The 12,660-nt window shown below is 68.8% G+C and carries 7 protein-coding genes; 2 read left to right on the forward strand and 5 right to left on the reverse strand.

Annotated elements, in window-relative coordinates:
* Position 1 precedes the first annotated feature (1 nt).
* From ACSVDD_RS27035 to ACSVDD_RS27055, 5 genes are all read right to left on the reverse strand, one after another.
* Positions 2-2,476, reverse strand: a complete 2,475-nt coding sequence (locus ACSVDD_RS27035; RefSeq protein ID WP_448192535.1) for a cellulase family glycosylhydrolase — start codon at positions 2,474-2,476, stop codon at positions 2-4.
* Between the two features lie 228 nt (positions 2,477-2,704).
* A complete protein-coding gene (locus ACSVDD_RS27040) occupies positions 2,705-3,625 on the reverse strand; it encodes a class I SAM-dependent methyltransferase (protein ID WP_448192536.1) in 921 nt (306 codons plus the stop codon).
* A 28-nt stretch (positions 3,626-3,653) separates the two neighbouring features.
* On the reverse strand, positions 3,654-4,886 hold the full coding sequence (locus tag ACSVDD_RS27045; RefSeq protein ID WP_448192537.1) for an endo-1,4-beta-xylanase: 1,233 nt from the start codon (positions 4,884-4,886) through the stop codon (positions 3,654-3,656).
* A 16-nt stretch (positions 4,887-4,902) separates the two neighbouring features.
* The gene (locus ACSVDD_RS27050) at positions 4,903-7,287 is read right to left on the reverse strand and encodes a GumC family protein (protein ID WP_448192538.1); all 2,385 of its coding nucleotides are present in this window, start codon (positions 7,285-7,287) and stop codon (positions 4,903-4,905) included.
* A gap of 3 nt (positions 7,288-7,290) precedes the next feature.
* Positions 7,291-8,079: a WecB/TagA/CpsF family glycosyltransferase gene (locus ACSVDD_RS27055; RefSeq protein ID WP_448192539.1), complete on the reverse strand. Its 789-nt coding sequence runs from the start codon at positions 8,077-8,079 to the stop codon at positions 7,291-7,293.
* Between the two features lie 334 nt (positions 8,080-8,413).
* On the opposite strand from ACSVDD_RS27055, the gene ACSVDD_RS27060 reads away from it, so the two are divergent.
* Entirely contained in the window at positions 8,414-10,678 is a 2,265-nt protein-coding gene (locus ACSVDD_RS27060; RefSeq protein WP_448192540.1) for a helicase-related protein, read from the forward strand.
* A gap of 137 nt (positions 10,679-10,815) precedes the next feature.
* Positions 10,816-12,633, forward strand: a complete 1,818-nt coding sequence (locus ACSVDD_RS27065) for a sensor histidine kinase (RefSeq protein WP_448192541.1) — start codon at positions 10,816-10,818, stop codon at positions 12,631-12,633.
* The last annotated feature ends 27 nt before the right edge of the window (positions 12,634-12,660 follow it).

Genomic DNA, 12,660 nt, shown 5'->3' on the forward strand with positions numbered 1-12,660 from the left:
TTTAGCCGTGGTATTCGGTCAAATCCGGCAGAACATCGACGTGGTGGATGTCCGCCGCGTAGCTCATCGTGGCCGTGTGGGCCAGCAGGTCGGCCGCGTCGGTGGTCGGCGCCGGAGCCGCCTGCGCCACCAGATGCGTGTAGACGTCCGACTGTGCCGCCGCCGCGGTGGCGGCCTGGGTGATGGTGCCGACACCGGTGTCGGTGCCCAGCGTCGCCGCCGTCGCCGCCGAGAGCTTCAGCGAGAAGGTCTCGGTGCCTTCGGCGACGCTGTCGCCCAGGACCTTCACCGCGACCGTTTTGGTCGTCTCACCGGGGTTGAAGGTCAGCGTGCCGTTGGTCGCCGTGTAGTCCGACCCGGCCTTGGCCGTGCCGTCCACCGTCGCGTAGTTCACCGACACCGCCGTGGTCGAGGCCGCCGACAGCTTCACGGTGAACAGCGCGTCGGTCGAGCCGGGGCCGGTCGCGCCGTCGAACATCGCCGGCTTGATGGCGTTCACCTTGTTGTAGTCGACCGTGTAGTCGCTCTTCAGGATGCCGCCGGTGTCGCCCGAGCCGGGGCTCCAGGCCCAATAGGTCCAGCTGGCGCCCTGCTGGCCGTTGGTCAGGTCGATCTTGCCGTCGCCGTTCCAGTCGCCGTCCATGTACTGCACCAGCTTGGGCAGCCACTGCTGGTCCTTGTACTGCTCCAGACGGGTGCCGAACTCGCCCACCAGCACCGGGTGCTGGTCGTTCTGGATCAGCCGGCCCCAGGCCGAGGTCCACTTGGCGGGCATGTTGTTCGGATAGCTGCTGTCGTTGAACCAGCCGAAGCCGGCCATGGACGGCGGGTAGTCGTGCACCGAGTAGACCAGCTGGTCTGGCGTGTTGAAGTGCACGTCGTAGTTCTTCTGGCCGTCCAGGTTGCCGCCCCACCAGTAGGTGTTGCCCTGGTACTGCTCGACACCCTCGACGAACAACAGCAGCTTGTTGTTGACCGACTGCACGGCGTTGCCGATGCGCTCGGCGGCGTGCGCCCAGTCGGTGGCGGTGTTGTTGTCGCCCCAGGTGGCCGGCCCGTGCGGCTCGTTGTGCAGATCGGCACCGATGACCGACGAGTTGTTGGCGTAGCGCGCCGCCAGCATCTTCCAATTGGCGATCATCGTCGATTCCGGGTGCGCCGAGGTGTACCACAGGCCGTTCTCGTTGGCCGAGGCACCGTCGTCGGAGCGGTGGTGGTCGAGGATGATCTTCATGCCGGTCTTGTCGGCATACTGGATGATCTTGTCGAACACCTGAAGGGCGTTGAGGCCGACGAGATCGGGGTTCTTCGAATAATCGATGCCGGTCGGCATGCGCCCGCCGCCATCGAGCATGGCGTCCGACCAGGGCAGGCGGATGGTGTTGAAGCCCAGCGACTTCATGTTGTCCATGTGGTGCTGGTAGCTGTCGATCCACAGGCCCTGCGGAACGAAGGCATAGCCCTCGGCGCCGAACCAGTTGACACCGGTCAGCTTGACGTCATGGCCGGCGCTGTCGACGATCTGGCCGCCGCTGGTGTGCAGGTAGCCCGGCGCGATGCCGGTGGCGCTGCCGGCCGCCGGTTCCTGCACCGTCACGTTCGACACGGACAGCGACGGGGTGGTCGGCGTCGGGGCCGGCGGGGTGGTGGTGCCGCCCGAGGAGGCCGGGAAGAAGGTCTTGTCGGCGCCGACGACCAGCGTGCCGCCCCACCACATGCCGGACTGGCCGGCGACCACGTCCTTGCCGTCGAGCGCACCCTTGTCGTAGGTGACGATGCTGTCGGTCGGCGCCACGGCGTGGCCGTTGATGGTGATCTTGTTGACCAGCAGGTTGCGGTCCTGGCCGTTGATGTACGCGTCGTTGTCGTACTGGATCTGAACCTTGTGCGCGGCATCCGCCGTCGCGTTGGCGGTGAAGCTGTAGTCCCTGGCGGTCGTGCCGGCCGTGGCCTCACCGACCTTCACGCCGTCGACCAGCACGTTGAAGTGCGCGTTGACGCCACCCGCCGTGGTGCCCAAGGCGTTCACCACGATGGTCGAGGCGCCGGTGGTCGGCGTCGGGGTGGGCGGCAGGCTGACGACCGGGGCCGGGTAGTAGGACGAGGGGGTGGCGAAGTTCAGCGCACCCTCCCACCACATGCCTTCCTGGCCGGCCATGGTGTCCTGGCCGTCGAGCGCGTAGCGGTCGTAGGTGGCCTGGGTCGGCAGCATCGTGTTGCCGTTGACGACGATCGACTTGACGTACAGGTTGCGGTCCTGGCCGCTGACGTAGGCGTCGTTGTCGTAGTAGACCTGCACCTTGTGCGCCTGTCCGGCCTCGACCGCGGTGGTGAACGTGTAGGCGGTCGGGGTGGTCGCACTCACCGAGGCCTGGCCGGCGTCCTTACCGTCGACAAGCAGGCGGAAGTGTGGAGCGACACCGCCGGCGGACTGTCCATAGGCGTTGACGACGAATTTGGTATCGATGGTGGCCATGGGTCTAGGCCCTTCTTCCGGTTGATCGGTGAAGGGCAGACTGCGCCGAGATGGTTAACGCGTTATTTCAAATTTTAGGAAAATACAATCAGAGGCCGTGGTAAAAATGTGACCGGACTTCCGGCGCTTCTCTGCGGCAAACACGCCACAGCGTGAGCGCAAAGCCACGGAAAGCGCCACGAACGCCGGCCGGAGGGGACGGCTTCGGGTAGAATCCGGACTTTGGAATCAATCCTTGTGGGCGACCATGAAGACCTCGGGACGGAACAGGAAGGCGGCCCCGCGCTTGGCGACGGCGTGCCGGAGGTTAACGGGCAGGGTGCCGAGCACCATTTCCACCGCCCGCACATAGGAAAGGTAGCCGCGCCCGGAGAAGCTCCTGACCGGCAGGCGGCGGCGCAGACTGCGGGGCGCCACGTAGACCGCCTCCAGGCGGGTGAAGCCGGCCTTGCGGCAGGCGGCGGCCGTCTCGGCCCAGGTGTACTCGCGCAGGTGCATGCACACGGCTTCGTGCAGGCCGAACACCTCGGACAGGTCCATGGGGCCGGCGAACTTGTGCGGCATGCTGAAGACGTATCGGCCGGCGGGGCGCAGCAGGGCGTGCACGTTCGTCAGGTGCGGCTCGAAATCGTCGGGGTGGTAGTGCTCGATGACGTGGGTGGAGATCACCGCGTCGAAGCTGCCGGGCTGCTCGAACCGGGTCAGGTTGACACCGTCGGTGGTGCGCCATTGCACGGCCGCGCCGGGATCGACGTAGCGCTGGCCGCGCTCGCGGGTGATCTCGGTCGCCACGCAGCGGAAGCCGTGCCGGGCCAGATAGCTGAGCAGCCGCGCCTTGCCGGAGCCGATCTCGTAGATGTCGGTGACGCCGTCCAGCAGCGTCAGGAAATGGCTGAAGTCCACCTCGTCGTCGTAGTCGGAGGTGTCGACGGCGTCGTTCAGCCACGGGCATTGGCTGTACAGCGTGGTGTAGCAGCGCTCGAAAACGTCCCAACGGTTCTCCGGGCTGGAGGCCAGCAGCTCGCCGGCGAGCCGGCGTTCCAGGTCCCAATGGCCCAGCACCATCTGCTCGTTCAGCGGGTGCATGGGGGAAAGGCCGAACTTCTTCTTGTAGCGTTCGACAAGACGATGGCCGCTCTGGCTGATCACGGTCTACCTCTCCTGCGAATACAGTGAATTACGCCCGACGCGCCGAGCCCTCCAGCGCGCGCGCGGCGGCGTGGTACAGCGGCAGCGGCTGCGAGGCCGCGTCGAACGGCGCCGGGTGGGGCGACAGCTCGGGATGCTCGCGGGCGATCCAGTTCAGGTCCGAGCGCAGGTGCCACCACGTCACCTCGACGAGGCGCGCGTTGGCCGCCACGTCGCGCAGGTACTCCTGCGCGGTCCAGGCGATGGCGCGGTCCTTGTCCTCGCGGCTCCAGTGGCGGGGCAGGGGGGTCTCGTCCACGTCCAGTTCGGTGACGTGAACGGCCAGGCCCAGCCTGTCAACCGCGCGCAGGAACGCGCGCAGGCCCTCGCGGTCGTATGGCTTGCCGGCGAACAGGTGGCTTTGCAGACCCAGCCCGTCGATGGGCACGCCGCGCCCCACCGCGTCGGTCAGCCAGCGCAGCAGGTAGGCGCGCTTGCGCTGCTGCCAGCCCTCGGCCAGTTCGATGCCGAAATCGTTGAGTACCAGCTTGGCGGAAGGGAACATCCGCCGCGCGTGGTGGAAGAAAGGGTCGAGCCACTCCGGCCCGCGCGCCCCGCCGGCCGCCACCCACCACATGCCCTTGCGGAAGCCGTGCGCGTCCTGCTGGTGGGGGTGCGACGCCTCGGTTTCCCAGAAGAACACCTCGTTGGCGACGTCGACGCGCCAGAAGGCGTCGCCATAGCGGCCGCGCACCGCCGCCGCACAGTCGGTGAAGCGCCGCCAGTGGTTCTCCGCCGCCAGCGACCCCTCGGCCGAGAAGTAACCGGGCTCGCCGACGCCCAGCTCGTCTTGGAGGGAGGCGGGCAGTTTCATGTAGTCTGGCATGCCCATGTGCTGCCACAGCATGCAGTGCCAGACCGGTGCGGCGCCGAAGCGCCGGGCGTCTTCGACGGCATGGTCGAAGCGGCGCCAGTCCCAGACGCCGTCCTGCGGCTGAAGCACCGCCCACTTGCCGCCGTTTTCCGGCACCACGAGGTCGCACTCCTGCGCCATCAGCCGGTCGAGGTCGGCATCGTCGGGCAGGATGACGTGGTCGCGCGCCGCACCGTGGCGAATGCCGCGGCTGCGGCAGACATCGCGCAGGCTGAGCGCCGGCCCATCGGCCGGGCGCAGAGGCGGCGGCTCCAGTGCGGCATCGTCGATCGCCCGGACGCAACCGGCGGTCCACAGGCCGGCCGCCAGGACTCCGAACAGGTCCCGGCGGCTGAAGGAGGTGTCCATCGGCACTCCCCTTCGGTCAGCGGACGGCGCGCAGGCGCGTCGGCTCGCCGTAGTACTTCCTGGTGGCGGTGTAGTTGCGGTACGGCCCGGCGTAGCCGTTCTGCGCCGCCTTCTTCAGGTTCACGTCGGTCAGCACGCAGACGAACTTGTCGTAGTCGATGGGGCCGAGGTCGGCGACGCCTTGCAGGTCGCTGGCCGTGGTGTGGCCCCAGCGGGTGACGAACAGCACCTTCGACGCCGCCGCCGACACCACGCGGGCGTCCGACACCGCCAGCACCGGCGCCGTGTCGAAGACCACCAGATCGAAGTGCGGGCTCAAGCCCGCCATCAGCTCGACCACGCAGTCCACGTTGAAGCGGTCGAGCGTGCTGGACATCAGCTTGCCGGCCGGGACCACGGCGAAGGGCACGTCGGCGGAGTGATGGATGATCTCGTCCAGCGCCACGTTGCCGGCGATCCAGTCCGACAGGCCGGCCTTGCCGGACATGTCGAACAGGTGGTCGATGCGCGAGCGGCGGAAATCGGTGTCCACCACCACCACGCGCCGGCCGGCCTGACTCGCCACCTGGGCGACGGCGAGGCTCATCGAGGTCTTGCCGTCCTGCGGGCGGGCCGAGATCACCGCGATGGAGCCGACCGGGCCGAGGTCCGCCAGATGGTTGCGGAACAGGGCGCGCAGGGACTCGCTGAACAGCGAGAACGGATGGCGCTGGAACACCTCGTACAGGCGCGCGCTGCGCTTGCGGACGGGGTGGTGCGGCACGACGTGGATGGCCGAGGCGCCGAGGATGCGGCGCAGCGCCTCCGGGGTGTGCACGCGGCGCTGCAACAGTTCCAGCGCGAACACCGCGACCACCGCCAGCAGGATCGACGCGAAGAAGCCGGCGACGATCAGCAGCACGCGCATCGGGCCCGAGGGCTCATGCGGCACCTGCGCCTGCGACACCAGCTTGACGCCGGCCGGGAAGGCGCGGTTGTCCTGCTGCGCCTGCACCTCCTCCAGGCGGCCCATCAGCTGTTCGAGAAGCTGGCGCTTGGCGGTCGTCTCGGCCTCGATGGTGCGCAGCTTGACACCCTCGTCGCTGAGGCTGTCGGCGTACTTGCCCTCCATCTTGCCGATCATCTCGCGCAGGGCCTTCTCCTGCTCGATGGCGACGTTGGCGGTCTCGCGCACGCCGTTGATCTCGCGGCGGATTTCGTTCTGCATGCCGCCATAGGCTTCGGACAAGCGGGCCTGCAACTCGATGACCTTCGGGTGCTTCGGGCCGTACTGCTTGGTGACCTGCGCCATCTCGGTCTGGAGCGTGGCGACGGTGGCGCGCAGCTGCGAGACGACCGGCGACACCAGCGAGCCGCCGATGGCGTTCCAGTTGCCGGCGCGCATGTAGCGCTCCAGCGCGTCGGCCTGCGCCACGGCGCGGGCGCGGGTCGATTCCGCCTCGGTCAGGCGCAGGCGGGTCTGTTCGAGCGACTGCACGGCCAGCGGGCCGGTGGCGCCCTTCAGCAGACCGGACTTGAAGCGGTACTGCTCGGCCTGCTGCTCGGCCTGCATCACCTCTTCGCGCAGGGTTGCGATGCGCTCGCGCAGCCAGGTGACGGCGCCGGTCGCCAACTCGCGGTCCATCTGCTGGCGGGTTTCCATGTAGCGCTTGACGATGTCGTTGACGATGGCCGCCGACAGCTCGCCGCTTTTGGCCGTGTAGGCGACGCGGATCACGCGCGAGCGGCCGACGATGCCGACCTCCAGCTTGCGGTGCAGGCGTTCCAGGATGCGGTCGGGGCTGCCGGCGGGCTGCGCCGCCACCTCGCGGTCGCGCAGCATCGCCAGATAATCGTTCACCGCGCGGAGCGCCGTCGCCACGGCTTCCGGCGGGGCGTCGCCCCAGACGGCGTCGGCCTTCCCCTGGACGTAGGACATGATTTGCGCCGCGAACGACCCGCTGTCGCCGTCCTTGGCGGGCTTGTTGAAGTCGGGGTTGTTCATCAGGCCGAGGTCGGCGATCACGGTCTTGAGGATGTGGTCCGACTTCAGGATCTCGATCTCGGAGAGGATCGCCGCGTCCTCGGCCGGCATGGCGCCGACCACCTGATCGGTCTCGCGCACGATGCGCACCTGCCGGCTGTCCACCAGCAGCAGCGCCTCGGAGGAGTAGGTGTCCGACAGCGTCGAAACGCCGAACGCCGTCAACCCGGTCACCGCCGTCATGATGCCGAGGATCATCCACTTGCGCGCGGCCAGCACGCGCCCGATGAACCGCATGTCGGGACCGGCGGCCGGCGGCGGGTCGTAGGAGCCGGGAGAGTTGGACTGGTAGGGCACCGGCGCGGCGGGCCAGGACGCCTGCGCCCCGACCGGGTTCTGGGGCAGGCCGCCGCGGTTGGAAGACGGAAGCTGTTCCAATGCTTAAACTCCTTGTGCTTGGGCGCCGGTCGAGCGGGCGCTGGCAGCGCGACGCAGCAGCATCACGTTGCGGGCAAAGCTGAAGCCGCCGTGGACGTAGCGGCGGTAGAGGCGGCGCGGCTCCTGTGCCATGCGGTATGCCCATTCGAGCCCGAGGCGCTGAACGACGGCCGGGGCGCGGTCGAACCTCCTGGCCATGAAATCGACGATGGCCCCTCCGTTGATGATGAGGACCGGGTGATCCAGCGATTGCTTCAGCTGCACGGCAATCGCCTCCTGGCGCGGCATGCCCATGGCCAGCAGGATGATGTCCGGCCGGTGACGGCGCGCGTTTTCCAGGTAGAGTTCGGCCGGGTGGAAACCGTGCTGCATGTCGGCGATGGCGTGCGGCGTGGTTTCTTCCAGATGAATGCGGGCGCGCTCCAGCCAGGGCGTGGCGGTGCCGTAGACGGCGAGCCGGCGCTTGGGCAGGCTGCGCAGCAGCAGCGGGATGAAGTCGGTGCCGTTCATGTTGAGGCCCGGATCGATGCCCAGCGCCTTCATGGCGGCCGACAGCCCGACGCCGTCGCGCAGCACCACGTCGGACGCGCGGAACGCGTCGAGCACCGGGCCGGCCGACCAGCACAGGTTCACCGCGTGGACATTGACGAACGACAGGATCGTCGGCCGCTCAATATTTCCCAATGATTTGATGAATTCGCGCCGCTGTTCATCCGAATGCACGAGCCGGATGGTATCGATCAGCGCCAGGACTTCACGCGGACTTGCCATACGCATCTCCTGACCGGTCATATGCATCCATGGTCTTGCCTGCTTCGAGAGCCCAATGTTGCCTGACGCCGCCGATTTGGGAGAGACGGGGATCGTAACTACCCCATTCGATCGGCGAATCGGCTCCTTGGATGGCCGCACCTACCCCGATCGATCGGGCCGTGTTGCGGCGCATCCACCCGGCGTCATGTTGGGAAAGCGTGGGCTTGGGAGCAGGGACGGGTTCGGCGAGGAGCGGGACTTTGCGGGCTAGTCCGGCGCCTGCGGGGCGGGGATTCGGCTTGCTGCATCCGCGCGGGCCGCCCATATAGGGGTACCTTCCGGTGTACCGGGAAGGCGCCTGCAAGGACGAATCATGGCTTCCGACGAGACCCCGAAGACCCCCGGCACCGCCGACGAATTCGACCGGCGCGACGCGTTGCGCGCCATCGCCTCGGTGGTGCGCGGCGACGGCATCGAGGTGGACTTCGACTCCACCCCGGCCCGCTGGTTGGTCACCGTGGTGTACGACGTGACGGTGCCCGGCACCGACCGCCGCCTGCGACTGCGCTTCCGCGTCCCGGTCGGCCCGCTGCCCGACATCGAGGCGGAGCTGTGGGGCCTGCTGGTCCAGCCCGAGGGCTTCGGGAAACCGCAGGCGAAGCTGCTCGGCAAGCAGGTCAAGGCCGCGGTGCTGGGGTCCTCGGCCATCGTCAAGGCCAAGGCGCGGGTGGATTCCTGGTTCACCTCGATGACCGAGCGCGCCGCCGGCTTCGGCGAGGCGTGGCGGCCCAAGGCGCTGGCCGACGATCTCGGCCGCGCCGCCACGTTCGGCGGCCGCATCCCGCGCCTGCAAGCGCTGATCGACGCGCTGGAGGAGGCGTTCACCGCCGCCGCCGCGCGCATCGGCCAGCGGGTGCGCCGCCAGCAGCTGGAAAACGCCTCGGGCCTCGGCGTCTATCTGGACAGCTTCGCCTCGGCGCGCGCGCTGGTGCGCAAGCTGCGCCTGTTCGTCGGCCCGACCAACTCGGGCAAGACGCACGCCGCCATGGACCGGCTGGCCCAGGCGGAGAGCGGCTGCTATCTGGCGCCGCTGCGCCTGCTGGCGCTGGAAGGGCAGGAGGCGCTGGAGACGCGCGGCCGGGCGTGCAGCCTCGTCACCGGCGAGGAGCGCGACGTCCGCCCCGGCGCCGGCTTCGTGTCGTCCACCATCGAGATGGTCAACACCAGCCGCATCTGGGGCGCCTGCGTCATCGACGAGATCCAGATGATCGGCGACCCCGACCGCGGCTGGGCGTGGACGCAGGCGGTGGCCGGCGTGGCGGCGCCGGAGATCCTGATGACCGGCTCGGCCGACGCTATCCCCTACGTCAAGCGTCTGGCCGACGCCATGGGCGAGGACCTGGAGGTCGTCGAATTCACCCGCAAGTCGCCGCTGCGCGTCCAGGAAGAGCCGGTGTCGCTGACCAGCGTCAAGCAGAACGACGCCATCATCGCCTTCTCGCGCCGCGACGTCATGGGCCTGCGCCGCGATCTGCTGGCGCGCGGCCACACCGTGGCGGTGATCTACGGCGCGCTGTCCCCCGAAGTGCGGCGCGCCGAGGCGCGGCGCTTCCGCGAAGGGCAGGCGGACGTGCTGGTTGCCACCGACGCCATCGGCATGGGGCTCAACCTGCCCATCGCACGGGTCGTGCTGTCGGTCACCCGCAAGTACGACGGCCGCGCCGAGCGCGAGCTGAACCCGTCGGAAATCCGCCAGATCGGCGGCCGGGCCGGACGCTTCGGCATGCACGAGGAGGGGCGCGTCGCCGTGCTGGAGGGCGAGAGCATCAACCCCGTCCGCCGCGCGCTGACCTCGCCGCCGGTGCCGCCGGAGGACCCGCGTTCATGGATCTCGCCCAACCTGACCCACGTCGAGGCCATCGCCCGCGAACTGGACACCAACAGCCTCGTCAAGGTGCTGCGCACGGCGGGGCAGGAGCTGCTGCGCGCCAGCCAGACTTTCCGCATGACCGACCTGGAGCAGCGCATCCAGGCGGCGCAGGCGGTGGACAAGGCGAACCTGCCGCTGGCGGTGCGCGACATGCTGGCGCGCTGCCCGGTGGACACGCGCGACAACAACCAGCTTCGCCTGCTGGCCCTGTGGTCGCACAACCAGGGCCGGGGCAAGCCCAACACCGCGCCGGTGGAGGCCGAACGCTTCCATCACCGCGTCGGCACCGACGTGGAGCTGGAGGCGGCCGAGCGGGCGGTGAAGGACCTGACCGCGTACTCGTGGCTGGCCTACCGCTTCCCGGACGCCTACCCGGAGATGGATGTGTGCCTGGAGCGCCGGGCCATGCTGAACGCCTTCATCGAGCGCACGCTGGCCGAGCGCAGTCTGGCCCGCGCCTGCCCGGTGTGCGGCAAGCACCTAAAGGCCAACCACCGCTTCCGGGTCTGCGATTCGTGCTACACGCAGAAGGCGGACCGCGGCCCCGACCGGCGCGGCGCCGGCAGTGGCCGCGGCAAGCCGGCGGACGGCGGGGCCGCGCACCCGCACTTCCACCACTCCCAGAAGCAACAGCCGCCGCAGCCCGGCAGCGCCCGTCCGTCCCGCCCCCCTCCACGCCGCCGCGGCGGGCGGGGGGCGCAGCCGTAAGTTCTTGCTTTCAGGCTATTGCCACGTGTACCCCGTAAAGGCTTTGAACCCATCCCGAACAAGGGTAACATCGGGGTGCACGTGCCGCAGGCGATGCGGCACGCCGGGCTGCGTCCCGTCCTGGCATTCGAGGGTAGATGTTCGACCGGAACGGGGATGACCACAGCGCGCTGACGATTTACCGGCCGGTGCCCCTCGCCGGGGTCCGGCGCAGTGGCGGCGTTGCCGACCGGGTTCTGGTGATGGCGCTTTGGCTGGCGACCGTTGCCGCCGGGATCGGGTTGGGGCTCGCCTCCATCATCTACGAATGGTCCGGCGTGCCGCTGCATTTCGGCGGCACGGACGTCTTCGTCACCATCTACCCGCCGCTGGTGTTCGCCGCCTTCTGGGTGCTGTGGTTCGGATTCTGGTGGGGTTTCCTGCCGGCTTACCTGTCGACGCTGGCGCTGGCGCTCTATTCCGGCATGCCGCTGTCCTGGTCGCTGGTCTTCGCCTTCGCCGATCCGGTGGGTCTGGCGGTGTTCGCCATCGCCTATCGGGCGATTCCCGTGCCGTACGACCTGCGCTCGCTGAACGCGGTGCTGTTTTTCGTGCTGCTGTCGTTCGTCGGCGGGGTGTTCGGTTCCACCGGTTCCTTCATCTGGATCATGACCAACGGGGTCGGCAGCCATCAGGTGCTGCCGATCTGGCAGGGCTGGTGGTTGGGCGCCTTCCTGCAAAACCTCGTCATCGTGGCGCCGCTGCTGGCGGCGTTCAGCCCGGCGGTGGCGCGGTGGCGCGCGGCGCGCGGTTGGGACGGCACGTCGCACGCGACGGTGACGGCGCGCCAGACGCTGGCCGGTTGCGCGCTGATCCTCGGCGGCGTGCTGCTGTTCCTCTATCTGTCCGTGCACCTGAACGTCGATGCGTTCGACCCTCTGTCGCCGGCCGCCATGGCATCGCTGGTCGAGGCCACGCGGGCGATCTATTGGGTGATGACGGTCATCATCGTCTTCGCCTCCTACTTCGGCTACCAGCTGTTCAGCCAGTGGACGGCGTCGGCGAACCGCTCGACGCGGGAGTTGTCGGGGGCCAACGCCCGGCTGGCGGAGCAGACGCAGGCGCTGACCGCCGCGCTGGACAGCGAACGGGTGGCGCACGAGCAGCTCAAGGCCGCGCAGACCCATCTTGTGCAGGCGGAGAAGATGGCCTCGCTCGGCAGCCTCGTGGCCGGCGTGGCGCACGAGATCAACACGCCGCTGGGCATCGCACTCACCGCCACCTCGCATTTGGGCGACGAGACGGTGCGGCTGGAGGCGCTGTCCGGCGAAACCCGTCTGCGCAAGGCTGATTTCGAGCGCTATGTCAGCATCGCGCGGGAAACGACGACGCTGGTGCAGTCGCACATCGCCCGCGCCGCCGCCCTGGTGCAGAGCTTCAAGCAGCTCGCCAGCGATCAGGTGGCCGACGACCGGCGGCGCTTCCGGCTGCGGGAGTGGCTGGAGGATCTGGCGACGGGCCTCAAGCCGGCATGGCGCAAGGCAGGCCATGCCATGGCCATCGACTGCCCGGGCGGCATCGAAATGGACGGCTATCCCGGCGCACTGGCGCAGGTGCTGACCAATCTGGTGATGAATTCGCTGGACCACGGCTTCGCCGAAGGGCAGGGGGGCCACCTGCTGATCACGGTCACCACGCCGGACGACAAGATGGTGGAAGTGGTCTACACCGACGACGGGCTGGGCATTCCGGCGGATTGCCGGTCCAAGATCTTCGACCCCTTCTTCACCACCCGGCGCAGCTTCGGCAACACCGGCCTCGGTCTGCACATCGTGTTCAATCTGGTCACGGCGCGGCTGGGTGGATGGATCGAGCTGGACGGCACGGCCCCCTCCGGCGTGCGCTTCGTCATCCGCTTCCCCCGCGTGGCGCCGCAGCCGGCACCGCAGCCGGCCGAGGCGGACGCGGCCACCTGATCCGCGGCCTGCTCCGCTGCTGCCGTA

It is taken from the genome of Azospirillum terrae, assembly GCF_053470425.1.